Genomic DNA, 25265 nt, shown 5'->3' with positions numbered 1-25265 from the left:
CCATGACCAGCAAGGGCACCCACCAGTGGCGCGGCATCATCGAGGAGTACCGGGACCGTCTTCCGGTCACGAGCACGACGCCGGTCGTCACACTCCGTGAGGGCGGCACGCCGCTCGTCCCGGCGCAGGTCCTCTCCGAGCGCACCGGCTGCGAGGTGCATCTCAAGGTCGAGGGCGCCAACCCCACCGGGTCGTTCAAGGACCGCGGCATGACGATGGCGATCACCCGGGCGAAGGAGGAGGGCGCGCAGGCGGTCATCTGCGCCTCCACGGGCAACACCTCCGCCTCCGCCGCGGCCTACGCCGTGCGTGCGGGCATGGTCTGCGCGGTCCTCGTGCCGCAGGGCAAGATCGCGCTCGGCAAGATGGGCCAGGCCCTCGTCCATGGCGCGAAGATCCTCCAGGTCGACGGCAACTTCGACGACTGCCTGACCCTGGCCCGCAGCCTCTCCGACAACTATCCGGTGGCCCTGGTCAATTCGGTCAACCCGGTCCGCATCGAGGGCCAGAAGACCGCGGCGTTCGAGATCGTCGACGCGCTGGGCGACGCCCCGGACATCCACGTCCTGCCGGTGGGCAACGCGGGCAACATCACGGCCTACTGGAGGGGGTACAAGGAGTACTCGAAGGACGCGATCTCCACGCACACCCCGCGCATGTGGGGCTTCCAGGCCTCCGGTTCCGCCCCCATCGTGCGCGGTGAGATCGTGAAGGACCCCGCCACCATCGCCACCGCGATCCGCATCGGCAACCCGGCGTCCTGGCAGTTCGCGCTGGACGCGCGCGACGAGTCGGGCGGCTTCATCGACGACGTGACGGACCGTCAGATCCTGTCTGCTTACCGCCTGCTGGCGTCCCAGGAGGGTGTCTTCGTGGAGCCCGCGTCGGCCGCATCCGTGGCCGGTCTCCTCAAGGCGGCCGAAGAGGGCAAGGTCGACCCGGGCCAGAAGATCGTCTGTACCGTCACCGGCAACGGCCTCAAGGACCCCGACTGGGCCGTCGCGGGCGCCCCCCAGCCGGTCACGGTCCCGGTCGACGCGGTGACCGCGGCCGAGAAGCTGGGCCTCGCGTAGCAGCTCGACCGCCCTCCCGGCGGAGAGCGCATAGGAGGCGTGCGACACGCATCGTGCGCCTCCTGTGCGCCCTATGTCGCCACGGAACCTTCCTTGGATAGGCTGTACCCAACCCGCCCCGCCGCTCGCGCCGCGGTGCTGCGGCCGTCGTGACTGCCGGGCCCCACCCCTCGCACCACGGCACCCCATGCACGTCGTACCACCCCGCACAACATCCCCGCCGCCGTACAGGAAGAGTCGTCCAACCGATGGCCGGTCCCGCGTTCCGAGCCGCCGCCGTCCGGGTGCGCGTCCCCGCAACCAGCGCCAACCTGGGCCCGGGCTTCGACGCCCTGGGCCTCTCGCTGGGGCTCTACGACGACGTCGTCGTCCGGGTCGCCGACTCCGGGCTGCACATCGACATCGCGGGTGAGGGCGCCGAGACGCTTCCCCGCGACGAGAACCACCTGCTCGTACGCTCCCTGCGCACCGCGTTCGACCTGCTCGGCGGGCAGCCGCACGGCCTGGAGATCGTATGTGCCAACCGCATCCCGCACGGCCGCGGCCTCGGCTCCTCGTCCGCCGCCATCTGCGCCGGGATCGTCGCGGCCCGAGCCGTGACCACGGGAGGTGAGACCCGTCTCGATGACGCCGCCCTGCTGGAGCTGGCGACCGAGATCGAGGGCCACCCCGACAACGTCGCAGCGTGTCTCCTGGGCGGATTCACCCTCGCCTGGATGGACGGCGGCTCCGCCAGGGCCATCCGGATGGACGCGGCCGACTCCGTCGTCCCGGTGGTCTTCGTACCGGCCACGCCCGTGCTCACCGAGACCGCCCGGGGCCTGCTGCCGCGCACCGTCCCCCATGTGGACGCCGCTGCCAACGCCGGCCGAGCGGCCCTCCTCGTCGAGGCCCTGACCCGCCGCCCCGAACTGCTGCTCGCCGCTACCGAGGACCGGATCCACCAGGAATACCGGGGCCCCGCGATGCCGCAGAGCGTGGAACTGGTGAACCGGCTGCGCTCCGACGGCGTACCGGCGGTGATCTCCGGTGCGGGACCGACCGTGCTCGCACTGACCGAGGCGGGTGCCGCCGACAAGGTCGCCCGGCTCGCCGGTGAGGGCTGGGCGGCGAACCGGCTCGATCTGGACGCCACGGGTGCGAGTGTGCTGCCGCTCGCCGCGTAAACACACGTGATTGCCGGTGCATGAGAGGGGGAATGTTTGTTGGAGCCGGTAGTGTTAACCTCAAGTCAGCAATCGACGTCTTCGTGGCGCGTTGCTTCGTGTCCCCTTCCGGGACCACCACTCTTCCGAGAGCCTCCCCGACTGCCTGAGCATCCTGCCTGAGCTTTCGAGCACGCTCCGGAACCGGCACGACACCCTCTTGCTCGTCCAGGAGTGGGCCGAGCAGGGGGATCTCGCGCCGGAACCCCGCACATTCGTCTCTCCGCCGTACCCGGCGGACCACCGCCCCGGCACGGTCCGCGATCGACATGATCAACAGACCGCAGTCGGACAGCACAACCGGTCGCCGAGCCAGAAGGCCGACGTCCGCTCCAGGGAAGGACCCTTCGTGAGCGACACCACCGATCTGATGGGCGTGACTGCCGACAAGAGCGTCGACAGCTCCGTGCCCGCCGAAGGTGCTGCCTCTGGCACCACCGCACGGCGCCGCCGCTCCGGCACCGGCCTCGATGGCATGGTCCTGGCCGAGCTGCAGCAGGTCGCGTCAGGCCTCGGCATCAGGGGAACTGCGCGGATGCGCAAGAGCCAGCTGATCGAGGTCATCAAGGAGGCGCAGGCAGGAGGCTCCTCCGCGCCCGCCTCCAAGGCATCCGCCGACGCGGACGCCGGCACCAAGCCCAAGCGGCGTGCCACGTCCAAGACGCGTACGGGTGACGAGTCCGCCGCCGCGCCCGCCGCCGACAAGGCAGCGGCCCAGCAGCAGATCGACATCCCCGGCCAGCCGGCCAGCGACGACCAGCAGCAGCAGCCCACGGGCGAGCGCCGCCGCCGCCGTGCCACCGCGCAGGCGGGCAGCCCCGAGACCAAGGCCGAGGCCAGGTCGGAGACGCAGGCCGAGCCGAAGGGCGAGGGCCGCCAGGACCGCGCCGACGAGCGTGGCGAGACGAAGCACGACGCGAAGGCGGAGTCGGCGGCGGACACCGCCGAGGGCCGCCGGGGCGACCGCCAGGACGGCCGGCGTGGTGACCGCCAGGACCGCGGTGACCGCCGGGACCGCCAGCGCGACCGGCGTGGCAAGGGCGACGACCAGGGCCAGCAGGGCGGCGGACGCCGTCAGGGCCAGCAGGGCGGCGGCCAGAGCCAGGGGCAGGGCCAGGGCCAGGGCCAGGGCCAGCAGGGTGGCGGCGGCCAGCAGGACGACGGTTACGACGACGAGGGCGGCCGACGCGGCCGCCGTGGACGCTACCGCGACCGCCGTGGCCGTCGTGGACGCGACGAGTTCGCGACCGACGTGCAGGTCGCCGACGACGACGTCCTGATCCCCGTCGCGGGCATCCTCGACATCCTCGACAACTACGCGTTCATCCGGACCTCCGGTTACCTGCCGGGCCCGAACGACGTGTACGTCTCGCTCGCACAGGTCCGCAAGAACGGCCTGCGCAAGGGTGACCACGTCACCGGTGCGGTGCGCCAGCCCAAGGACGGCGAGCGGCGCGAGAAGTTCAACGCGCTGGTCCGCCTCGACTCCGTCAACGGCATGGCGCCCGAGAGCGGCCGCGGCCGTCCCGAGTTCCAGAAGCTGACGCCGCTGTACCCGCAGGACCGGCTCCGCCTGGAGACCGACTCCAACGTCCTGACCACCCGGATCATCGACATGGTCGCCCCGATCGGCAAGGGCCAGCGAGGCCTGATCGTGGCCCCGCCGAAGACCGGTAAGACGATGATCCTGCAGGCCATCGCCAACGCGATCACGGTCAACAGCCCCGAGTGCCACCTGATGGTCGTCCTGGTCGACGAGCGTCCGGAAGAGGTCACCGACATGCAGCGGTCGGTGAAGGGCGAGGTCATCTCCTCGACCTTCGACCGCCCCGCCGAGGACCACACCACGGTCGCCGAGCTCGCCATCGAGCGCGCGAAGCGCCTGGTGGAGCTGGGCCACGACGTCGTGGTCCTGCTGGACTCGATCACCCGTCTGGGCCGCGCCTACAACCTGGCGGCGCCGGCCTCCGGCCGCATCCTGTCCGGTGGTGTCGACTCGACCGCGCTCTACCCGCCGAAGCGCTTCTTCGGTGCCGCGCGGAACATCGAGGACGGCGGCTCGCTGACCATCCTGGCCACCGCGCTCGTCGAGACCGGCTCGCGCATGGACGAGGTGATCTTCGAGGAGTTCAAGGGCACCGGCAACATGGAGCTCAAGCTCGACCGGAAGCTCTCGGACAAGCGAATCTTCCCGGCGGTGGACGTCGACGCGTCCAGCACCCGTAAGGAAGAAATCCTTCTCGGCAGCGACGAGTTGGCCGTGGTCTGGAAGCTGCGCCGGGTTCTCCACGCGCTCGACCAGCAGCAGGCCATCGAGCTCCTGCTGGACCGTATGAAGAAGACGCAGTCCAATGCGGAATTCCTGCTTCAGATCCAGAAGACGACGCCGGGCAACGGCAACGACTGAATTCGTCTCTGATCGAACGCAGGTCAACTCTGCGTGAATTCCGCCTCGTTACTTCGGTGACGGGGCGGTTTTCTGCATGTACCATTCAACTTGCCGTCACTCTCCCCCCACATACGGCACCACACTCTGAATGGTTCTGACAACGGGAGATCTGTGTGCGCATGTCGCGACGTGACAGACCGGTGGTAAAAGTCAGCAGATACATAGCTGCCTGAGCCGCCGCGCTGGCACTTCTGGCCGGCGGCCTGACGGCCTCCGCCCAGGCCGATGAGGGCGGCGAGCACTTCCTGCCGCCCAAGGGCGCCAAAGTAGTCAGCCCTCTGAACATGTCTCCGAAGATAATCGGCGGCACCAACACCGCGTTCAGCAGCGCACCTTGGATGGTGCAGCTCCTGTTCGAGTACGACAACGACGGCTATTTCTACTTCACCTGCGGCGGAACGCTCGTCGCGCCCAACAAGGTGATGACGGCGGCGCACTGCGTCACCGACGAGAACGGCAAGGCCCTCGACATGACCGGGCACGGCATGGTGCTCGCGGGCACCGCCAAGCTCGCCGGCGGTCCGAACGACGAGGGAACCGCGGTCGACATCACCCGCTCGTACTTCGCGGGTAGTTACAACGCGGACGCGATAGACAACGACATCGCGCTGCTGACTCTCTCCAAGCCGCTGCCGTACACGCCGGCCCAGCCCGCCTCGTACGGCGACAACGCCCGCTACACCCCGGGCACCGTGGCCACCACGTACGGCTGGGGCATGACCGGTTCTGACTGGGATTACTCTCCGCTGTCGGACACACTGCTGCGCCTCGAGCAGCCGCTGCGCTCCGACGCCGAGTGCTCGGAGAACCTCGACACCGCGGTCAATGTCCCGGGCGCCTACAAGCCCGGCCACATGATCTGTGCCGGTGTGGGCGGCACCGGCAACGACGCCACGGGGCAGGCCACCTGCCCCGGTGACTCGGGAAGCCCGATGTTCGTCAGCGGACGGGTCATCGGCATCACCTCGTGGGGCCCCGCCAGCCAGACGGAGGCCTGCAACATCGCCGGGACGTACGACGCGTACACCAAGGTCGCGACGTACTACCGCTCGATCCAGCCTCGGATCGACGACACCAGTTTCAGCGGCGACCACCGTGCGGACCTGTTCGCCCGGAGCACCGGCGCCACCGGCTACACCTTCAACTCCACTGGTGAGGCGCTCGCGGCGCGCAAGACCTTCGCGGGCTCCTACAGCGCGTACAACCTTGTCGTGCAGACTGACCTGAACCGCGACGGCTACGAGGACCTCATCGCACGTGAGGGCTCCACCGGCGACGTGTACTGGCTGCACCGTTCGGCAAGCAGTTCGACGTACGCCCGGACGAAGATGTTCAGCAACTGGAAGACCGTGCGCGCGATCGTCGCCCCTGGTGACGTGAACAACGACGGCAAGGGCGACGTCCTGGCAGTCACCTCGACGGGTGACCTGATGGTGTACCCGAGCTACGGCAACGGGAAGTTCAACACGGCCGTCAAGGCCGCGACCGGGTACCAGGTGTACAACCAGGTCCGCGGGCACGGCGACTTCACGTACGACGGCAAGAACGACCTGCTGCTGCGTCGCGGCGGAACGAACGACCTCTACCTCGCCAAGGGCACGGGCAAGTCCACCGCGCCCTTCGAGGCCCCGGTCCTGGTCCGCAGCAACTGGTCCGCGTACGACCTGCTCGTCACTCCGGGTGACGTCAACGGCGACGCGAAGTCGGACCTCGTGGCACGTTCCACCGCGGGCGGGCTGTACCTCCTCAAGGGCACCGGTCTGGGCACATCCGAGATCTTCGCCACACAGGTGAAGCTCGGTACCGGCTGGGGCAGCTACTACACGGTCGGCTGAATCCCCAGGTGAGCGCCGGGTTACCGGCCAGCTCACCCGCTTCCGCGGTGGCCCCCGTCCTCGGACGGGGGCCACCGCTCGTTGTGCCACGCTTCTGGCTGCCCGTCGTCACCCACGGGAGACGACGGGCCTCGCCCGTGCACGACGGCAGGGGGCAGCAGCGAGGAACGGAAAGAGAGAGCCGTATGAGCGAGCAGAGCAGGAGCGCCGGCCGAATACGTGGCACCGGCAGCCGCCGGAAGAAGCCCTCCAAGGGCCGCCGTGTGAAGACCGTCGCGCTGTGGGGCGCCGCCGCCCTGGTGGTCGTCGGAGGGTCCGGGGCCGGGTACGCCTACTTCACGCTCAACGGGAATCTCAAAGCCGTCGACATCGACGCCGCACTGGGCACCGACCGCCCGGACGACGTGGACGACGGCTCCCAGGACATCCTCGTGCTGGGCTCGGACTCCCGCTCCGGGGCCAACTCGCAGTACGGCAAGGACGGGGGCGGCGCGCGGTCGGACACCGCGATGGTCGTCCACGTCAACCAGGGCCACACCTCGGCGAGTGTGGTCTCCGTCCCGCGGGACACCCTCGTCGACCGCCCCGCCTGTGCGAGCGACACGAGCGGCCGGCAGGTGGGCGCGGAGCACCACGCGATGTTCAACACGGCGTACGAGGTCGGCGGGCCCGCCTGCGCGGTGAAGACGGTCGAGGCGATGTCCGGGATCCGCATGGACCACTACGTCGAGGTCGACTTCACCGGGTTCAAGAAGCTCATCGACGAGCTGGGTGGCGTGAAGATCACCACCTCGCAGGCGATCGACGACCCCGACAGCCACCTCGCGCTGAAGCCCGGCACCCACACTCTGAGCGGTGAGCAGTCCCTCGGCCTCGTCCGCACCCGCCACAGCGTCGGCGACGGCAGCGACCTGGGCCGCATCCAGCTCCAGCAGGCGTTCATGAAGGCCCTGATGGACCGGACGAAGAGCGTCGGCGTGTTCTCGGACCCGAGGGCGCTCTTCGGACTCGCGAACTCGGCCACCAAGGCGGTCACCACCGACTCGGCACTGGCGTCGGTCAAGAAGCTCGCCGGATTCGCCAACGGGCTCAAGGGCCTCGGCTCGAAGCACGTCGACATGGTCACGCTGCCCGTGGAGTACGACCCGGAGAACCCCAACCGCGTGCTTCCCCAGCAGAAGGCCGGACAGCAGGTGTGGGACGCGCTCAAGCACGACAGGCCCGTCCCGGCCTCCGCGACGGCCCAGTCGGCCGGCGACAAGGGCGAGGCGGGGACGGTCGTGCGTTAGCGGCGACGGCGTTCCGTCACCGGGCGGTCGCCCAGCGTTCCCCACGGTTGGGGGAATACACACGGCCGGGTCCTCGTTTTGGGAGATACGGCCGGTCCTGGCAGACTGGTACGTCGGCCCCGGTTCACGGACGCGCAATCCGCGCGAACGACCCGGTGCCCTCCCGAACCTAGGAGACACCTTGAAGCGCGACATTCACCCCGAGTACGTCGAGACGCAGGTCAGCTGCACCTGCGGTGCGTCGTTCACCACCCGGAGCACCCTTGAGGGCGGCGCCATCCGCGCCGACGTCTGCTCCGAGTGCCACCCGTTCTACACGGGCAAGCAGAAGATCCTCGACACCGGCGGCCGCGTGGCCCGCTTCGAGGCCCGCTTCGGCAAGGCTGCCGGCTCCGCCAGCAAGTAGCGAGCCACTGCGCCGGTTCCCGACGCCCTCCAACGGGGCGCCGGGGCCGGCGTTTTTCCGGCTGTGCCACCGGGTGCGCCCCGGCGGCGCACCACCGGCAGCACGCCGTCCAGGCAGCCCGCAGACGTATGACGCAGAAACCAGGAGCCCGAAGATGTTCGAGGCGGTCGAGGAACTGATCGGCGAACACGCCGATCTCGAGAAGAAGCTCGCCGATCCGTCGGTCCACGCCGACCAGGCCAACGCGCGCAAGCTCAACAAGCGCTACGCGGAGCTGACCCCGATCGTCTCCACGTACCGGTCCTGGAAGCAGACCGGCGACGACATCGAGACCGCCCGCGAATTCGCCGCCGACGACCCGGACTTCGCCGCCGAGGTCAAGGTCCTGGAGAAGCAGCGCGAAGAGATCACCGAGAAGCTCCGGCTCCTGCTGGTCCCGCGCGACCCCAGCGACGACAAGGACGTGCTGCTGGAGATCAAGGCGGGAGCGGGCGGCGACGAGTCCGCCCTCTTCGCCGGCGATCTGCTGCGCATGTACCTGCGCTACGCCGAGCGCGTCGGGTGGAAGACCGAGATCATCGACTCCACCGAGTCCGAGCTCGGCGGTTACAAGGACGTCCAGGTCGCGGTGAAGACCAAGGGCGGCAACGGCGCCACCGAGCCCGGCCAGGGCGTCTGGGCGCGGATGAAGTACGAGGGAGGCGTGCACCGCGTGCAGCGCGTGCCCTCCACCGAGTCGCAGGGCCGTATCCACACCTCGGCCGCCGGTGTGCTCGTCACGCCCGAGGCGGAGGAGGTCGACGTGGAGATCCACGCCAACGACCTCCGTATCGACGTCTACCGCTCCTCCGGCCCCGGCGGTCAGTCCGTCAACACCACGGACTCCGCCGTGCGCATCACGCACCTGCCGACCGGTGTCGTCGCCTCCTGCCAGAACGAGAAGAGCCAGCTCCAGAACAAGGAGCAGGCCATGCGCATCCTGCGCTCCCGGCTGCTCGCCGCCGCCCAGGAGGCCGCCGAGCAGGAGGCCTCCGACGTACGCCGCAGCCAGGTGCGCACCGTGGACCGCTCCGAGAAGATCAGGACGTACAACTTCCCGGAAAACCGGATCTCGGACCACCGCGTCGGTTTCAAGGCGTACAACTTGGACCAGGTGCTCGACGGTGAGCTCGACGCGGTCATCCAGGCCTGCGTCGACGCAGACTCGGCCGCCAAGCTCGCCTCCGCGTAAGCGCCAACGCCCAGCCCCGCTCGTGAACCCGTACGGAGAACCGCGATGAACCTGCTGCTCGCCGAGGTGGCCCAGGCCACCCAGCGGCTGGCCGACGCCGGTGTCCCCTCACCGCGATTCGACGCCGAGGAACTCGCCGCGTTCGTGCACGGGGTCAAGCGGGGCGGACTGCACAACGTGCCGGACGCCGACTTCGACGCCCGCTACTGGGAGACGATCGCCCGCCGCGAGGCCCGCGAACCGCTGCAGCACATCACCGGCCGTGCCTTCTTCCGCTACCTGGAACTCCAGGTCGGCCCCGGGGTCTTCGTCCCCCGCCCGGAGACCGAGTCGGTGGTCGGCTGGGCGATAGACGCCGTCCGCGCGATGGATGTCGTCGAGCCGCTGATCGTCGACCTGTGCACCGGATCGGGTGCGATCGCCCTCGCCATGGCGCAGGAGGTCCCGCGCTCGCGTGTGCATGCCGTCGAGCTGTCCGAGGACGCCCTGAAATGGACCCGGAAGAACGCCGAGGGGTCCAGGGTCACCGTCCATCGCGGCGACGCCCTGAGCGCCCTTCCCGAGCTCGACGGCCAGGTCGACCTGGTGATCTCCAACCCGCCCTACATCCCGCTCACCGAGTGGGAGTACGTGGCGCCCGAGGCCCGCGACCACGACCCGCAGATGGCGCTGTTCTCCGGTGAGGACGGACTCGACACCATCCGCGGCATCGAGCGCACCGCGCACCGGCTGCTCCGCCCCGGCGGGCTCGTCGTCATCGAGCACGCCGACACCCAGGGCGGCCAGGTGCCGTGGATCTTCACCGAGGAGCGGGGCTGGGCCGACGCGGCCGACCACCCCGACCTGAACAACCGGCCCCGGTTCGCGACGGCCCGCAAGGCCATGCCGTGACCACGGGGACACCCGGACCGCAGTACCCCTACCCGTACATGCCCGAGGAGGCCGGCTGATGGCACGGCGATACGACTGCAACGACGCGACCGACCGTACGACCGGCCTGCGTGAAGCCGCGTCCGCCGTCCGCCGCGGCGAACTGGTCGTGCTGCCCACCGACACCGTCTACGGCATCGGTGCGGACGCCTTCAGCTCCGAGAGCGTCGCCGACCTGCTCGACGCCAAGGGCCGCGGCCGGAACATGCCGACGCCTGTCCTGATCGGCTCCCCGAACACCCTGCACGGCCTGGTCACCGACTTCTCCGAGCAGGCGTGGGAACTCGTCGACGCGTTCTGGCCGGGCGCCCTCACGCTCGTCGCGAGGCACCAGCCTTCGCTGCAGTGGGACCTCGGTGACACCCGCGGCACCGTCGCCGTCCGGATGCCCCTGCACCCCGTCGCCATCGAGCTGCTGACGGAGGTCGGCCCGATGGCCGTCTCCAGCGCCAACCTCACCGGACACCCCTCTCCCGAGGACTGCGACGCCGCCCAGGACATGCTCGGCGACAGCGTGTCCGTCTACCTCGACGGCGGTCCGACCCCCGGGATCGTGCCGTCCTCGATCGTCGACGTCACGGGCAGGATCCCCGTCCTGCTCCGCGCCGGCGCACTCTCGGTCGAGGAACTCCGCAAGGTGGTACCCGACCTCGAGGTGGCCAATTGACCGCCCCTGAGGGGCGTGGCATAGCGGGACAGCACGAGGTGTTCCGCATCCTCCACGTCAGCACCGGCAACGTCTGCCGCTCGCCCATCACCGAGCGGCTGACCCGCCATGCCCTCATCGACCGCCTCGGCGATCCGCTGAGCGGCGGCCTCATCGTGGAGAGCGCGGGCACCTGGGGGCACGAGGGCGCGCCCATGGAGGCCAACGCCGAGGTCGTCCTCGCCGACTTCGGCGCGGACGCCTCCGGCTTCGTCGGCCGTGAGCTCCTCGACGAGCACGTGATCCGTGCCGACCTGGTGCTCACAGCCACCCGTGACCACCGCGCCCAGGTCATCTCCATGGGCCACTCGGCGGGCCTGCGGACCTTCACGCTCAAGGAGTTCACCCGCCTGGTGCGGGCCATAGACCCCGCGACGCTCCCCGACGCCCGTGAGGAGGGCGTGGTCGAGCGCGCCCGCGCACTGGTGCGCGCCGCGGCGGCCCTGCGCGGCTGGCTCCTGGCGCCCACCGCGGAGGCGGACGAGGTCTACGACCCCTACGGCGCGCCGATCACGTTCTTCCGTTCCATCGGCGACGAGATCAGCCAGGCGCTCGATCCCGTCATGACCGCACTGACCGGGGTACGCGCTCCCCACTGAAGGTTCGCCGCCCCGCGCACCTCGCGCCCGGGTGCGCCGACCGGCGTAGAGTGCCGCACGGCAGCGGGCAGGCAGCCGGGGGCGGGCCTACATTGGATCTGACGCCAGTGCACCCCTCCCTCAGGCCCGGAGCCGTCAGATGCCGGTCACCACGCCAGTCGCACCAGTCGCACCCGCAGCAGTGCTCCCGCCGGACACCGCCGTGCCGCAGGACTTCGGCGCCCTGCTCCGCCAGGACCCGGAGATGGGCGGCATCCTGCTGGCCGAGGCCGGCCGGCAGGCGAGCACCCTCCAGCTGATCGCCGCCGAGAACTTCACCTCGCCCGCGGTCCTCGCCGCCCTGGGCTCCCCGCTCGCCAACAAGTACGCCGAGGGCTACCCCGGAGCCCGCCACCACGGCGGCTGCGAGCAGGCCGACGCCGCAGAGGGCCTCGCCGTCCGCCGCGCCATGGCGCTGTTCGGGGCCGAGCACGCCAACGTCCAGCCGCACTCGGGCTCCTCCGCCGTCCTCGCCACGTACGCCGCGCTGCTGCGACCGGGCGACACGGTGCTGGCGATGGGTCTCCCGTACGGTGGCCACCTCACCCACGGCGCCCCGGGCAACTTCTCCGGGCGCTGGTTCGAGTTCGCGGGGTACGGCGTCGACCCCGACAGCGGCCTCATCGACTACGCACAGGTGCGCGCCCTGGCCCGGGCAAGGCGCCCCAAGGCGATCGTCTGCGGCTCGATCTCCTACCCCAGGCACCCCGACTACGAGCTGTTCCGGGAGATCGCCGACGAGGTGGGCGCCTACCTCATCGCAGACGCGGCCCATCCCATGGGGCTGATCGCCGGGGGAGCCGCGCCCAGTCCGGTCCCGTACGCGGACGTGGTGTGCGCCACGACGCACAAGGTCCTGCGAGGGCCGCGCGGCGGCATGATCCTGTGCGGCGTCGAACTGGCCGAGAGGATCGACCGCGCGGTGTTCCCGTTCACCCAGGGCGGCGCGCAGATGCACACGGTCGCGGCGAAGGCGGTCGCGTTCGGCGAGGCGGCGACCCCGGCGTACGCGGTGTACGCCCACCGGGTCGTCTCGCACGCCCGGGTCCTGGCGGCCGCGCTCGAGGAAGAGGGCTTCGAGGTGACCACGGGCGGTACGGACACCCACATCGTCGTCGCGGACCCCGGCCCTCTCGGCGTCGACGGCCGCACGGCACGTGAGCGGCTCTGCGCCGCCGGGATGGTCCTGGACACCTGCGCGCTGCCCTACGGGGACGCACGGGGCATCCGGCTGGGCACCGCCGCCGTGACCACCCAGGGGATGGACGAGGACGACATGGTGCGGATCGCGGAGCTGTTCGGCGCGGTCGTGCGCGAGGAGCGCGACGCGGGCCGGCTGCGGGCCGACGTGCGCGCACTGGCCGAGGACAATCCGCCGTATCCGGGGTAGCCGGACCGTGTGCAACCATCACCCGTGGCTCGGTGTCCTTGCTCATGAGACTAGGGTGTGGGGCTGAGATGGCCGGCGAAATCTGTGGGGCAGCCCGTGCGTGATTACCTGCTGACGCTCTGTGTCACGGCCGCAGTTACCTATCTGCTGACCGGACCCGTGCGGAAGTTCGCCATCGCGGTCGGGGCCATGCCCGCGATCCGTGCGCGCGACGTACACCGGGAACCGACTCCTCGGCTCGGTGGCATCGCCATGTTCGGCGGACTGTGCGCCGGACTGATCGTCGCGGACCACCTGTTCAACCTGAACAGTGTCTTCGAACTCTCCAACGAGCCCAGAGCACTGCTCTCCGGTGCCGCCCTCATCTGGCTGATCGGCGTCCTGGACGACAAGTTCGAGCTCGACGCCCTGATCAAGCTCGGCGGCCAGATGATCGCCGCCGCCGTCATGGTCATCCAGGGTCTGACGATTCTGTGGCTGCCCATCCCGGGCGTGGGCACCGTCGCCCTCACCCAGTGGCAGGGCACGCTGCTCACGGTGGCGCTGGTCGTGATCACGATCAACGCGGTCAACTTCGTCGACGGGCTGGACGGGCTCGCGGCCGGCATGGTCTGCATCGCCTCCGCGGCGTTCTTCCTGTACGCCTACCGGCTCTGGTACGGGTACGGAATCGAGGCCGCGGCCCCCGCGACGCTCTTCGCCGCGATCCTGATGGGCATGTGCCTCGGCTTCCTGCCGCACAACATGCACCCCGCCCGGATCTTCATGGGCGACTCCGGTTCGATGCTGATCGGCCTGGTGCTGGCCGCGGGCGCGATCTCCGTCACGGGACAGGTCGACCCGGACCTGATGCAGATCTTCGAGGGCAGCGAGCGCGAGGCCACCCACGCGATGCTCCCCGTCTTCATCCCGCTGCTGCTGCCGCTCACGATCATCGCGATCCCGGCCGCGGACCTGGTGCTCGCGATCGTGCGGCGTACCTGGAACGGCCAGTCGCCGTTCGCGGCCGACCGCGGCCACCTGCACCACCGGCTGCTGGAGATCGGGCACTCGCACAGCAGGTCGGTGCTGATCATGTACTTCTGGTCCGCGCTGATCGCGTTCGGCGCCGTCGGCTACTCGGTGCACTCGGCCTCGCTGTGGATCGTCCTGGTGATCGTGGGGCTCAGCGCCGTCGGTCTGGTCCTGCTGCTCATGCCGCGCTTCGTCCCCCGGGCACCGCGCTGGGCGGAGGCGTTCGTACCGCCCCGCTACCGGCGCCGCAGGCGCGCGGGTCAGGAAGAGGCCGCACAGGACGCCGAAGACGCCCCCCAGGGCCAACACGGGCCCGGCAGCTCGCAGATGGCCTCCTCGGAGCAGGAGCGGGCCCCGGTGGCCGTGGGCGTGTCCGGCGTCAACGGAGCGACAGCGATCGGTCCCCGTTCGCGCTTCGCGGATCGGGACCGAGCCGACTCGTCACGTTGACGGACCGGGTGCAGACAGCCCAGTACCAGACAATGCGCCGTGACGTGCTGCACACACGCACGAAGTAACCCTCACGTGTGACAGCTGGCACACTTTCTGAGTAAAGACCTCATCAAATAGTTTGTGATAGCGTTCACGAAGCCCGGTGATGAAGCCGAAGGACCTGAGTAGCACGGTCCCTTGGTCCGAAACATCGATCTCGGTCCGGGCCTACGCTCGTCCCTGACGACCACCGCCCACCCCCTGCCATGCGGAGCAACCGCCATGCCGTCCAACAACGACGTCCGGACTCTCCTTCAGACCGCCGTGCCTACTGCTGCCGCCGGCGTCGTCGCCGCTGCGGTCAGCGCCGGTGTCGCGGGTGGCAAGGGAGCCCTGGGTGCGGTTGTCGCGACGCTGGTCGTGATCCTCTTCATGGGGATCGGGCTCGTGGTGCTGCAGCGGACCGCCAGGTCCCTTCCGCACCTGTTCCAGGCCATGGGGCTGATGCTGTACACGGCGCAGCTCCTGCTCCTGTTCATCTTCGTCGCCGTGTTCAAGGACACGTCGCTGTTCAACCCGAAGGCCTTCGCGATCACGCTGGTTGCGACGACCCTCGCGTGGATCGGCGCCCAGGCGCGTGCGCACATGAAGGCCAAGATCCTTTACGTCGAACCCGAGTCCAGCAGCGCCCACGAGCCCAGGAAGACGGGCTCGTCGGCGTGATGGGTAGGGCCGGAATAAGGGCGCTCACCGGAGCCTGCTATCGTCCGGTTTCAACTGCGGCACTGCGGGCGCGGGCATGTGAGCTGACGCCTGCTCGATCGCGAGGCTCATTGCCTGACTGCCGCTCACACATCCGTAACACCAGTCCAGTGCCGAACCGCGGCCGCGTGCCGCGCCGACACATCGAGGTTGCCGTACCTATGCGCCACGCTGAAGGAGCCCGCGGTGAGTGCTGACCCGACACAGGTGCTCGCCTTCGAGACCGATTGCCACATCTTCGACGGTTGTGGTTTCCCGGCACCCGGCCTGCACTCGTTCCTGTTCGAGCCCCTCTGGGGCGACGCGGACAGCAACCTGTACTTCAACAAGCCGATGCTGCTGGCCCTGCTCGGCTCGGTCATCATCGTCGGTTTCTTCTGGGCTGCGTTCCGCAAGCCCAAGATGGTCCCCGGCAAGCTGCAGTCGGTCGCCGAGATGGGCTACGACTTCGTCCGTCGCGGCATCGTCTACGAGACGATCGGCAAGCGCGAGGGCGAGAAGTACGTTCCGCTCGTCGTATCGCTGTTCTTCTTCGTCTGGATGATGAACCTCTGGTCGATCATCCCGGTCGCACAGTTCCCCGTGACGTCGATCATCGCGTACCCGATCGTGCTCGCCCTGATCGTCTACGTGCTCTGGGTCAGCCTGACCTTCAAGCGGCACGGATTCGTCGGCGGGTTCAAGAACATCACCGGTTACGACAAGTCGCTCGGCCCGGTGCTTCCGCTGGCGATGCTGATCGAGTTCTTCTCGAACCTGCTGGTCCGGCCGTTCACGCACGCGGTGCGACTCTTCGCGAACATGTTCGCTGGTCACACCCTGCTGCTGCTGTTCACGATCGCCAGCTGGTACCTGCTCAACGGCATCGGTATCGCCTACGCCGGCGTCTCCTTCGTCATGGTCATCGTGATGACCGCGTTCGAGCTCTTCATCCAGGCGCTGCAGGCGTACGTCTTCGTCCTCCTGACCTGCACCTTCATCCAGGGCGCGCTCGCCAAGCACCACTGAGCGACCCGCTCCTGCCCCTCAGTCGTCCGGTGGCCAACCCCCACCGGTCCGTGAAAGAGAAGGAAGAACTGGCATGTCCCAGACCCTTGCTGCCGTCACCGGCTCCCTCGGCTCCATCGGTTACGGCCTCGCCGCCATCGGCCCCGGCGTCGGCGTCGGCATCATCTTCGGTAACGGCACCCAGGCTCTTGCCCGTCAGCCCGAGGCTGCCGGTCTCATCCGCGCCAACCAGATCCTCGGCTTCGCCTTCTGTGAGGCGCTCGCCCTCATCGGTCTGGTCATGCCGTTCGTCTACGGCCAGTAGTGATCCTCGGATCCACGACCAGCCAACTAGACGAAAGGCACTGATGTGAGCCAGCTGCTTACGGTCGCGGCCGAGGAGATGGAAAATCCCCTCGTCCCGCCGATTCCAGAGCTCGTCATCGGCCTCATCGCCTTCGTCATCGTCTTCGGTTTCCTCGCCTGGAAGCTCCTCCCGAACATCAACAAGGTTCTGGAAGAGCGTCGCGAGGCCATCGAAGGCGGTATCGAGAAGGCCGATGCGGCCCAGACCGAGGCCCAGAGCGTGCTTGAGCAGTACAAGGCTCAGCTCGCCGAGGCCCGCCACGAAGCCGCGCGTCTGCGCCAGGAGGCGCAGGAGCAGGGTGCCGTCATCATCCAGGAGATGAGGGCGGAAGGTCAGCGGCAGCGCGAAGAGATCATCGCCGCCGGCCACGCCCAGATCGAGGCGGACCGCAAGGCCGCGGCCTCGGCGCTGCGTCAGGACGTGGGCACCCTCGCCACCGCCCTGGCCGGCAAGCTCGTCGGCGAGTCCCTCGAGGACCACGCCCGGCAGAGCGGCACCGTCGACCGATTCCTCGACGAGCTCGAGGCGAAGGCCGAGGCCGTCCGATGAACGGAGCGAGCCGCGAGGCGCTGGCCGCCGCACGCGAGCGCCTCGACGCACTGACCGACAGCACGTCGGTCGACGCGGCGAAGCTCGCCGAGGAGCTGGCAGCCGTTACCGCGCTGCTCCACCGCGAGGTATCGCTGCGCCGGGTCCTCACCGACCCGTCGCAGGGCGGCGAGGCCAAGGCCGAGCTGGCCGGACGGCTGCTGAGCGGTCAGGTGAGCGGCGAAGCCGTGGACCTGGTCTCCGGCATGGTCCGCTCCCGCTGGTCGCAGTCGCGTGACCTGGTCGACTCGGTCGAGGAACTGGCGAACACCGCGGACCTCACCGCCGCCCAGCGCGCCGGTGCGCTCGACGACGTCGAGGACGAACTGTTCCGGTTCGGCCGGATCGTCGGTTCCGACACGGGACTGCGTTCCGCTCTCACCAGCCGCACGGCGTCGGCCGCCGCCAAGGGCGAGCTGCTCCGCAGCCTGCTCGCAGGCAAGGCGCAGCCCGTCACCGAGCGTCTCGTCACGCGCCTCGTGACCCAGCCGCGTGGACGTAGCCTGGAAGCAGGGCTCGACTCCCTGGCCAAGCTGGCCGCGGACCGTCGGGACCGTATGGTCGCCGTCGTCACCTCCGCGGTGCCGCTGTCCGACCGGCAGAAGCAGCGCCTCGGCGCTGCTCTGGCGAAGATCTACGGCCGGCAGATGCACCTGAACCTGGACGTGGACCCCGAGGTCCTCGGTGGGATCACGGTGCGCGTCGGTGACGAGGTCATCAACGGCACGATCGCGGAGCGCCTCGCCGAGGCGACCCGCCGGATGGCCGGCTGACAGCGAGCGGCGCAACCGCACCACCTGAACGAGCAAGAACAGCGGCCCGGTTGGGCCGTGCAGAAATTGCAGAAGATTCCTGGGGGTCGCCCCCAGACCCCCTTAAGAAACTTCGGGCCCAACAAGGAGAGCAGGGAACCCAGATGGCGGAGCTCACGATCCGGCCGGAGGAGATCCGGGACGCACTGGAGAACTTCGTCCAGTCGTACCAGCCGGACGCGGCCTCGCGCGAGGAGGTCGGAACGGTCAGCGTTGCCGGCGACGGCATCGCGAAGGTGGAGGGTCTGCCCTCCGCCATGGCGAACGAACTGCTGAAGTTCGAGGACGGAACCCTCGGTCTCGCACTCAACCTCGAAGAGCGCGAGATCGGTGCGATCGTCCTCGGCGAGTTCAGCGGAATCGAGGAGGGCCAGCCGGTGCAGCGCACCGGTGAGGTGCTCTCCGTCGGCGTCGGCGAGGGCTACCTCGGCCGCGTCGTCGACCCGCTCGGCAACCCGATCGACGGTCTCGGCGAGATCGCGACCGAAGGACGACGCGCCCTCGAGCTGCAGGCCCCTGGCGTCATGGTCCGCAAGTCGGTGCACGAGCCGATGCAGACCGGCTACAAGGCCGTCGACGCCATGGTGCCGATCGGCCGCGGCCAGCGTCAGCTGATCATCGGCGACCGTCAGACGGGTAAGACCGCTCTGGCCGTCGACACGATCATCAACCAGCGCGACAACTGGCGCTCGGGCGACGTGAACAAGCAGGTGCGCTGCATCTACGTCGCCATCGGTCAGAAGGGTTCCACCATCGCCTCCGTGCGCGGTGCCCTCGAAGAGGCCGGCGCGCTCGAGTACACGACCATCGTCGCCGCCCCGGCGTCCGACCCGGCCGGCTTCAAGTACCTGGCGCCGTACACCGGTTCGGCCATCGGCCAGCACTGGATGTACGACGGCAAGCACGTCCTCATCATCTTCGACGACCTCTCGAAGCAGGCCGACGCCTACCGCGCCGTGTCGCTTCTGCTGCGCCGTCCGCCGGGCCGCGAGGCCTACCCGGGCGACGTCTTCTACCTGCACTCGCGTCTGCTGGAGCGCTGCGCCAAGCTCTCCGACGACATGGGCGCCGGTTCGATGACGGGTCTCCCGATCGTCGAGACCAAGGCGAACGACGTGTCGGCGTTCATCCCGACCAACGTCATCTCCATCACCGACGGCCAGTGCTTCCTGGAGTCCGACCTGTTCAACGCGGGTCAGCGTCCGGCGCTCAACGTCGGTATCTCGGTCTCCCGAGTCGGTGGCTCCGCCCAGCACAAGGCCATGAAGCAGGTCTCCGGCCGACTGCGCGTGGACCTCGCCCAGTTCCGTGAGCTGGAGGCGTTCGCCGCCTTCGGTTCCGACCTGGACGCGGCCTCGAAGGCGTCGCTGGAGCGCGGTAAGCGCATGGTCGAGCTGCTGAAGCAGCCGCAGTACGCCCCGTTCCCGATGGAGGAGCAGGTCGTCTCCGTCTGGGCCGGCACCACGGGCAAGATGGACGACGTCCCGGTCGAGGACATCCGCCGCTTCGAGAGCGAGCTGCTGGAGTACCTGCGCCGTGAGCGCAAGGACCTCCTGACCAGCATCGCCGAGGGCGGCAAGATGTCCGACGACACGCTGCAGTCGATCGCCGACGCGATCGCCGCCTTCAAGCAGCAGTTCGAGACCTCGGACGGCAAGCTCCTGGGCGAGGGCTGATCGATGGGCGCTCAGCTTCGCGTTTACAAGCGCCGCATCCAAGCCGTCACCGCGACCAAGAAGATCACCAAGGCGATGGAGATGATCGCCGCCTCGCGCATCGTCAAGGCGCAGCGCAAGGTGGCGGCGTCGATGCCGTACGCGAACGAGCTCACCCGTGCGGTGACCGCGGTCGCGACCGGCTCGAACACCAAGCATCCGCTCACCACCGAGGCCGAGTCCCCGGCCCGGGCGGCGGTCCTGCTCCTCACGAGCGACCGCGGTCTGGCCGGCGGCTACTCCTCCAACGCCATCAAGGCCGCGGAGCGGCTGAGGGAGCGGCTGGCGGCCGAGGGCAAGGAGGTCGACACGTACATCGTCGGCCGCAAGGGCGTCGCGTACTACGGCTTCCGTGAGCGCAAGGTCTCGCAGTCGTGGACCGGCTTCACGGACAGCCCCGAGTACTCGGATGCCAAGAAGATCGCCGAGCCCCTCATCGAGTCCATCCAGAAGGACACGGCCGAGGGCGGCGTCGACGAGCTGCACATCGTCTTCACGGAGTTCGTGTCGATGATGACGCAGAACGCGGTCGACGGCCGGATGCTGCCGCTGTCGCTCGACCAGGTCGCGGAGGAGAGCACCGAGAAGGGCGAGATCCTTCCGCTGTTCGACTTCGAGCCGTCGGCTGAGGACGTCCTCGACGCCCTTCTGCCGCGCTACGTCGAGAGCCGTATCTACAACGCACTGCTGCAGGCCGCCGCTTCCGAGCACGCCGCCCGCCGTCGTGCGATGAAGTCGGCGACCGACAACGCCGGGGATCTGATCAAGAGCCTCTCCCGGCTTGCCAACGCGGCCCGCCAGGCCGAAATCACCCAGGAAATCAGCGAGATCGTCGGCGGTGCTGGTGCGCTGGCCGACGCGTCCGCGGGGAGTGACAAGTAATGACGACGACAGTTGAGACGGCCGCTGCCACGGGCCGCGTCGCCCGGGTCATCGGCCCGGTCGTCGACGTGGAGTTCCCCGTCGACGCGATGCCGGAGATCTACAACGCCCTGCACATCGACGTCGACGACCCGGCCGAGGCCGGCGCTCGTAAGACGCTGACCCTCGAGGTCGCCCAGCACCTGGGCGACGGCATGGTCCGCGCGATCTCGATGCAGCCCACCGACGGTGTGGTCCGCCAGGCCCCGGTGACCAACACGGGTGCGGGCATCACCGTCCCGGTCGGTGACATCACCAAGGGCAAGGTGTTCAACACCCTCGGTCAGATCCTGAACGAGCCGGAGGCCGAGGCGCAGATCACCGAGCGCTGGCCGATCCACCGCAAGGCCCCGGCCTTCGACCAGCTCGAGTCCAAGACCGAGATGTTCGAGACCGGCCTGAAGGTCGTCGACCTGCTGACCCCGTACGTCAAGGGCGGCAAGATCGGTCTGTTCGGTGGTGCGGGCGTCGGCAAGACGGTCCTCATCCAGGAAATGATCATGCGTGTGGCGAAGCTGCACGACGGTGTGTCGGTGTTCGCCGGTGTCGGCGAGCGCACCCGTGAGGGCAACGACCTCATCGACGAGATGACCGACTCGGGCGTCCTGGACAAGACCGCGCTGGTCTTCGGCCAGATGGACGAGCCGCCGGGCACCCGTCTGCGGGTCGCGCTGTCCGCCCTGACCATGGCGGAGTACTTCCGCGATGTGCAGAAGCAGGACGTGCTGCTCTTCATCGACAACATCTTCCGCTTCACGCAGGCCGGTTCCGAGGTCTCCACGCTGCTCGGCCGCATGCCGTCCGCAGTGGGTTACCAGCCGACCCTGGCCGACGAGATGGGTGTGCTGCAGGAGCGCATCACCTCGACGCGTGGTCACTCGATCACCTCGATGCAGGCGATCTACGTCCCCGCGGACGACCTGACCGACCCGGCCCCGGCCACCACGTTCGCCCACCTCGACGCGACGACGGTTCTCTCCCGTCCGATCTCCGAGAAGGGCATCTACCCGGCCGTGGACCCGCTGGACTCCACGTCCCGCATCCTGGACCCGCGCTACATCGCGCAGGACCACTACGACACGGCCAGCCGCGTCAAGGGGATCCTGCAGAAGTACAAGGACCTCCAGGACATCATCGCGATCCTCGGTATCGACGAGCTGGGCGAGGAGGACAAGCTCGTCGTCCACCGTGCCCGTCGCGTCGAGCGCTTCCTGTCGCAGAACACCCACGCCGCCAAGCAGTTCACCGGCCTGGACGGTTCGGACGTTCCGCTCGACGAGTCGATCGCCGCGTTCAACGCGATCTGTGACGGGGAGTACGACCACTTCCCCGAGCAGGCGTTCTTCATGTGCGGTGGCATCGAGGACCTCAAGGCGAACGCCAAGGAGCTCGGCGTCTCCTGAGCCTCCGGCTCACCGAGGGGGGTGGGTGTGTCCCGCCCCCCTCACCACGCCCCGTAGAATCGAACCGACACCCGGCACGACCGCCGGGTGGTGACCCGAGGAGCCACCCTTGGCTGCTGAGCTGCATGTCGAGCTGGTCGCCGCGGACCGCAGTGTCTGGTCCGGCGAGGCCACCCTCGTTGTCGCACGTACCACGTCCGGCGACATCGGCGTCATGCCCGGTCACCAGCCGCTCCTGGGTGTGCTGGAATCGGGCCCCGTGACGATCCGTACGAGCGACGGCGGGACCGTCGTCGCCGCTGTGCACGGCGGTTTCATCTCGTTCGCGGACGACAAGCTCTCGCTGCTGGCGGAGATTGCCGAGCTTGCGGACGAGATCGACGTCCAGCGCGCCGAGCGTGCGCTGGAGCGTGCGAAGTCGGACACGGATGCGGGCGCCGAGCGCCGCGCGGACGTGCGACTGCGTGCGGTGGCGGCGCACTGAGCGTCCCCACGAAGAGTTTTTGACTCAGCCGCGGCCCGAGCTGGAGAGATCCAGACCGTGTCGCGGCTGAGGCGATGCAGGTGCAGTCCGGTTCGGCTCGGTGCGGTATCCGTTACTCGACGATGCGAGGAGGTCGGTGGAGATGGTCCTCGCGTTGTGGGTGTGCGGCCTGGTAGTCGTACTGGTCGCGGTGGGTCTGTTCGTCTTCGGTCTGCGCAGGCGGCTGATCCAGCGTTCCGGCGGCACCTTCGACTGCAGCCTGCGCTGGGACATCCCGGAGGAGCCCGACCCGTCCGGCAAGGGCTGGGTGTACGGCGTCGCCCGCTACAGCGGTGACCGCGTCGACTGGTTCCGGGTCTTCTCGTACTCGCCCCGTCCGCGCCGCGGGCTGGAGCGCTCCGCGATCGAGGTGGTCGCGCGGCGGCTGCCCGAGGGTGAGGAGGAGCTGGCGCTGCTGTCCGACTCCGTCGTGCTCGGCTGTCTCCACCGGGGGACGCGCCTGGAGCTGGCGATGAGCGAGGACGCCCTGACCGGCTTCCTCGCCTGGCTGGAAGCAGCCCCGCCCGGCCAGAGGGTCAATGTGGCCTGAGGCCCTGGTCCGGGTTCTCGGGGCCCTGAGGTCCCGCACGCAAGTGAAAACCGGGGAGACAGGGGGCGAACCTGTCTCCCCGGCGCTTTCTCCGGGGCGCTGCGGCCTCGTGGGGGTGCCTCGAGGCTGTCGCGGGTGGTTAGTTGAGCCCGTTGTCCATCGCGGTCACGAGTTCGCCGTTCGCGGTGTCACCGCTGAACTCCCAGAAGAACGCCCCACCCAGACCCTGGCTGTTCGCCCAGGCCATCTTGGTGGTGATCGTCGCCGGGGTGTCGTAGCTCCACCAGTTCGTTCCGCAGTGCGCGTAGGCCGTGCCGGCGATGGTGCCAGTCGCGGGGCAGGTGTTCTTGAGGACCTTGTAGTCCTCGTTGCCCGCCTCGTAGGTACCCGGGGCCGCGCCGGTCGCCGAGCCGCCGGGGGCGGACTGGGTGACGCCGGTCCAGCCGCGGCCGTAGAACCCGATGCCGAGCAGCAGCTTCGAGGCCGGGACGCCCTGGGCCTTCAGCTTCGCGATCGCGGCGGCGGAGTTGAAGCCCTCCTGCGGGATGCCCGTGTACGAGGTCAGCGGCGAGTGCGGGGCCGTCGGGCCCGTCGGGGCGAAGGCGCCGAAGAAGTCGTACGTCATCACGTTGTACCAGTTCATGGACTGTGCGGCGCCCGCGTAGTCGGCCGCGTCGATCTTGCCGCCCGCCGAACCGTCCGCGGTGATCGCCGCGGTGACCAGGTTGCTGGCGCCGAACTTCGTCCGCAGTGCGGAGGCGACGTTCTTGAGTGCCGCCGGACCGCTGGTGTCACAGGTGAGACCGCAGGCGTTGGGGTACTCCCAGTCGATGTCGATGCCGTCGAAGACGTCGGCCCAACGGGGGTCCTCGACCAGGTCGTAGCAGGACTGGGCGAAGGCGGCCGGGTTCTGGGCGGCCTGCGGGAAGCCACCGGACCAGGTCCAGCCGCCGAAGGACCAGAGGACCTTGATGTGCGGGTACTTGGCCTTCAGCTTGCGCAGCTGGTTGAAGTTGCCGCGCAGCGGCTGGTCCCAGGTGTCGGCGACGCCGTCGACGGACTGGTCGGCGGTGTAGGCCTTCTCGTAGTCGGCGTTGGAGTCACCGATGGTGCACCTGCCGTTCTGGACGTTGCCGAACGCGTAGTTGATGTGAGTGATCTTCGCGGCGGAACCGGAGGTCACGAGGTTCTTGACGTGGTAATTGCGCCCGTAGATGCCCCACTCGGTGAAGTAGCCGAGGTTGATCTTGTCACCCGAGCCGGGGCCCGGGTCGGTGGTGCCGGTGGTGCGCACGGCCACCGCGGCGCTGACCGGACCCGTCTGGTCGGCGGTGTCCCGGGCCTGCACCGTGTAGGAGTAGTCGGTGCCCTTGGTGAGACCGGTGTCGGTGTACGTCGTCGTGGTGACGGTCGCGACCTTCGCGCCGTCGCGCAGGACGTCGTAGTTCTTGATGCCCTTGTCGTCGGTGGCGGCCGTCCAGCTGATCTTCGCCGAGGTGTCCGTCACGTTGCTCGCGGTCGGCGTGCCGGGCTTGGAAGGGGCGTTGTCGCCGGGGACGCTGCCGCCGTCACAGGAGGCGCCGTTCAGCTTGCAGCCGGAGGGGGAGCCGCTACCGGTGCCGTTGAAGCCGAAGCTGACGCTGGCGCCCGGGGCGACGGAGCCGTTCCAGCCGACGTTCTTCGCGGTCCAGTGGGTTCCGGAGCTGGTGACGGTGGCGTCCCAGGCGGAGCCGACCGCGGTGCCGGAGGGAAAGTCCCACTCGATCGTCCAGGAGGAGAGGGCAGTGGTGCCGGTGTTCTTCACCGTCCACTGGCCCTCGAAGCCGGTGCCCCAGTCGGACTTCTTGACGTAGGTCGCCGTCGCGGACGTGGCGGCCTCGGCGGGTGAGGCCAGACCGACCATCGCGGCGAGCGGCAGCAGCAGGGCGGTGAGGCCCGCGACCGCCTTGGAGCGGGTGACGGTGCCTGCTCCACGCCTCCATCTGAGTCGGGATCCGCGTAGGGGGTTGTCAGTGCTCAACGGTGCTCCTCGGGAGAGG

At 69.0% G+C, this 25265-nt stretch carries 23 protein-coding genes; 22 read left to right on the top strand and 1 reads right to left on the bottom strand.

Features of this window, described 5'->3' with window-relative positions:
• Nucleotides 1-2: 2 nt before the first annotated feature.
• The 22 genes from thrC (at nt 3) to ACFU5K_RS07870 (ending at nt 23226) form a co-directional block, all read left to right on the top strand.
• The gene (gene thrC, locus ACFU5K_RS07975; protein WP_384058062.1) at nt 3-1073 is read left to right on the top strand and encodes a threonine synthase; all 1071 of its coding nucleotides are present in this window, start codon (nt 3-5) and stop codon (nt 1071-1073) included.
• A gap of 248 nt (nt 1074-1321) precedes the next feature.
• A complete protein-coding gene (thrB, locus tag ACFU5K_RS07970; protein ID WP_384058061.1) occupies nt 1322-2239 on the top strand; it encodes a homoserine kinase in 918 nt (305 codons plus the stop codon).
• Nucleotides 2240-2627: 388 nt separating this feature from the next.
• Nucleotides 2628-4685 carry a transcription termination factor Rho gene (gene rho, locus ACFU5K_RS07965; protein ID WP_384058059.1) on the top strand — a complete coding sequence of 686 codons (2058 nt, stop codon included), beginning with the start codon at nt 2628-2630 and terminating at the stop codon, nt 4683-4685.
• A gap of 326 nt (nt 4686-5011) precedes the next feature.
• Nucleotides 5012-6562: a trypsin-like serine protease gene (locus ACFU5K_RS07960; protein ID WP_384058057.1), complete on the top strand. Its 1551-nt coding sequence runs from the start codon at nt 5012-5014 to the stop codon at nt 6560-6562.
• A gap of 185 nt (nt 6563-6747) precedes the next feature.
• A complete protein-coding gene (locus tag ACFU5K_RS07955; protein WP_384058055.1) occupies nt 6748-7851 on the top strand; it encodes an LCP family protein in 1104 nt (367 codons plus the stop codon).
• A gap of 181 nt (nt 7852-8032) precedes the next feature.
• A complete protein-coding gene (gene rpmE, locus ACFU5K_RS07950) occupies nt 8033-8257 on the top strand; it encodes a 50S ribosomal protein L31 (RefSeq protein ID WP_099174467.1) in 225 nt (74 codons plus the stop codon).
• A gap of 154 nt (nt 8258-8411) precedes the next feature.
• On the top strand, nt 8412-9488 hold the full coding sequence (gene prfA / locus ACFU5K_RS07945) for a peptide chain release factor 1 (protein ID WP_327114600.1): 1077 nt from the start codon (nt 8412-8414) through the stop codon (nt 9486-9488).
• A gap of 45 nt (nt 9489-9533) precedes the next feature.
• Nucleotides 9534-10379, top strand: coding sequence for a peptide chain release factor N(5)-glutamine methyltransferase (gene prmC, locus ACFU5K_RS07940; protein WP_384058052.1), 846 nt, complete (start codon nt 9534-9536; stop codon nt 10377-10379).
• Between the two features lie 58 nt (nt 10380-10437).
• Nucleotides 10438-11085 carry an L-threonylcarbamoyladenylate synthase gene (locus ACFU5K_RS07935; protein WP_384058050.1) on the top strand — a complete coding sequence of 216 codons (648 nt, stop codon included), beginning with the start codon at nt 10438-10440 and terminating at the stop codon, nt 11083-11085.
• Nucleotides 11082-11723: a protein-tyrosine-phosphatase gene (locus ACFU5K_RS07930; protein ID WP_384058048.1), complete on the top strand. Its 642-nt coding sequence runs from the start codon at nt 11082-11084 to the stop codon at nt 11721-11723. The genes ACFU5K_RS07935 and ACFU5K_RS07930 overlap by 4 nt, the downstream gene beginning before the upstream one ends.
• Before the next feature lie 139 nt (nt 11724-11862).
• On the top strand, nt 11863-13152 hold the full coding sequence (glyA, locus tag ACFU5K_RS07925; RefSeq protein WP_384058046.1) for a serine hydroxymethyltransferase: 1290 nt from the start codon (nt 11863-11865) through the stop codon (nt 13150-13152).
• Between the two features lie 84 nt (nt 13153-13236).
• Nucleotides 13237-14616: an MraY family glycosyltransferase gene (locus tag ACFU5K_RS07920; protein WP_384058044.1), complete on the top strand. Its 1380-nt coding sequence runs from the start codon at nt 13237-13239 to the stop codon at nt 14614-14616.
• 264 nt (nt 14617-14880) lie between these two features.
• Nucleotides 14881-15321: a hypothetical protein gene (locus ACFU5K_RS07915; RefSeq protein WP_384058042.1), complete on the top strand. Its 441-nt coding sequence runs from the start codon at nt 14881-14883 to the stop codon at nt 15319-15321.
• Between the two features lie 225 nt (nt 15322-15546).
• On the top strand, nt 15547-16368 hold the full coding sequence (gene atpB / locus ACFU5K_RS07910; protein ID WP_384058040.1) for a F0F1 ATP synthase subunit A: 822 nt from the start codon (nt 15547-15549) through the stop codon (nt 16366-16368).
• 73 nt (nt 16369-16441) lie between these two features.
• On the top strand, nt 16442-16672 hold the full coding sequence (atpE, locus tag ACFU5K_RS07905) for an ATP synthase F0 subunit C (protein ID WP_250967599.1): 231 nt from the start codon (nt 16442-16444) through the stop codon (nt 16670-16672).
• A gap of 45 nt (nt 16673-16717) precedes the next feature.
• Nucleotides 16718-17263: a F0F1 ATP synthase subunit B gene (locus tag ACFU5K_RS07900; RefSeq protein WP_384058038.1), complete on the top strand. Its 546-nt coding sequence runs from the start codon at nt 16718-16720 to the stop codon at nt 17261-17263.
• Nucleotides 17260-18075, top strand: coding sequence for a F0F1 ATP synthase subunit delta (locus ACFU5K_RS07895; RefSeq protein ID WP_384058036.1), 816 nt, complete (start codon nt 17260-17262; stop codon nt 18073-18075). Before ACFU5K_RS07900 ends, ACFU5K_RS07895 begins: the two co-directional genes overlap by 4 nt.
• 143 nt (nt 18076-18218) lie before the next feature.
• On the top strand, nt 18219-19790 hold the full coding sequence (atpA, locus tag ACFU5K_RS07890) for a F0F1 ATP synthase subunit alpha (RefSeq protein WP_136328755.1): 1572 nt from the start codon (nt 18219-18221) through the stop codon (nt 19788-19790).
• A gap of 3 nt (nt 19791-19793) precedes the next feature.
• On the top strand, nt 19794-20711 hold the full coding sequence (locus tag ACFU5K_RS07885) for a F0F1 ATP synthase subunit gamma (RefSeq protein WP_384058033.1): 918 nt from the start codon (nt 19794-19796) through the stop codon (nt 20709-20711).
• Nucleotides 20711-22153 carry a F0F1 ATP synthase subunit beta gene (gene atpD, locus ACFU5K_RS07880; RefSeq protein WP_384058031.1) on the top strand — a complete coding sequence of 481 codons (1443 nt, stop codon included), beginning with the start codon at nt 20711-20713 and terminating at the stop codon, nt 22151-22153. The genes ACFU5K_RS07885 and atpD overlap by 1 nt, the downstream gene beginning before the upstream one ends.
• Before the next feature lie 109 nt (nt 22154-22262).
• On the top strand, nt 22263-22637 hold the full coding sequence (locus ACFU5K_RS07875; protein WP_327114572.1) for a F0F1 ATP synthase subunit epsilon: 375 nt from the start codon (nt 22263-22265) through the stop codon (nt 22635-22637).
• Between the two features lie 142 nt (nt 22638-22779).
• Nucleotides 22780-23226, top strand: a complete 447-nt coding sequence (locus ACFU5K_RS07870) for a DUF2550 domain-containing protein (RefSeq protein WP_384058109.1) — start codon at nt 22780-22782, stop codon at nt 23224-23226.
• 139 nt (nt 23227-23365) lie between these two features.
• Here ACFU5K_RS07870 and ACFU5K_RS07865 read toward each other — a convergent pair whose 3' ends face one another.
• Nucleotides 23366-25246: a glycosyl hydrolase family 18 protein gene (locus ACFU5K_RS07865; protein WP_384058029.1), complete on the bottom strand. Its 1881-nt coding sequence runs from the start codon at nt 25244-25246 to the stop codon at nt 23366-23368.
• Nucleotides 25247-25265: the final 19 nt, after the last annotated feature.

Source organism: Streptomyces sp. NPDC057428 (assembly GCF_042803195.1).
GTDB lineage: Bacteria > Actinomycetota > Actinomycetes > Streptomycetales > Streptomycetaceae > Streptomyces.
Note: the sequence above shows the minus strand (reverse complement) of the source record. Positions and strands in the feature narration are given on the sequence as shown.

Coding starts and splice junctions, on each gene's coding strand:
- prfA (WP_327114600.1), top strand. CDS start 8,412: ATGTTCGAGGCGGTCGAGGAACTGATCGGCGAACACGCCGATCTCGAG.
- thrC (WP_384058062.1), top strand. CDS start 3: ATGACCAGCAAGGGCACCCACCAGTGGCGCGGCATCATCGAGGAGTAC.
- atpE (WP_250967599.1), top strand. CDS start 16,442: ATGTCCCAGACCCTTGCTGCCGTCACCGGCTCCCTCGGCTCCATCGGT.
- ACFU5K_RS07915 (WP_384058042.1), top strand. CDS start 14,881: ATGCCGTCCAACAACGACGTCCGGACTCTCCTTCAGACCGCCGTGCCT.
- ACFU5K_RS07885 (WP_384058033.1), top strand. CDS start 19,794: ATGGGCGCTCAGCTTCGCGTTTACAAGCGCCGCATCCAAGCCGTCACC.
- ACFU5K_RS07935 (WP_384058050.1), top strand. CDS start 10,438: ATGGCACGGCGATACGACTGCAACGACGCGACCGACCGTACGACCGGC.
- atpA (WP_136328755.1), top strand. CDS start 18,219: ATGGCGGAGCTCACGATCCGGCCGGAGGAGATCCGGGACGCACTGGAG.
- thrB (WP_384058061.1), top strand. CDS start 1,322: ATGGCCGGTCCCGCGTTCCGAGCCGCCGCCGTCCGGGTGCGCGTCCCC.
- ACFU5K_RS07955 (WP_384058055.1), top strand. CDS start 6,748: ATGAGCGAGCAGAGCAGGAGCGCCGGCCGAATACGTGGCACCGGCAGC.
- ACFU5K_RS07870 (WP_384058109.1), top strand. CDS start 22,780: ATGGTCCTCGCGTTGTGGGTGTGCGGCCTGGTAGTCGTACTGGTCGCG.
- atpD (WP_384058031.1), top strand. CDS start 20,711: ATGACGACGACAGTTGAGACGGCCGCTGCCACGGGCCGCGTCGCCCGG.
- glyA (WP_384058046.1), top strand. CDS start 11,863: ATGCCGGTCACCACGCCAGTCGCACCAGTCGCACCCGCAGCAGTGCTC.
- prmC (WP_384058052.1), top strand. CDS start 9,534: ATGAACCTGCTGCTCGCCGAGGTGGCCCAGGCCACCCAGCGGCTGGCC.
- ACFU5K_RS07895 (WP_384058036.1), top strand. CDS start 17,260: ATGAACGGAGCGAGCCGCGAGGCGCTGGCCGCCGCACGCGAGCGCCTC.
- ACFU5K_RS07960 (WP_384058057.1), top strand. CDS start 5,012: ATGTCTCCGAAGATAATCGGCGGCACCAACACCGCGTTCAGCAGCGCA.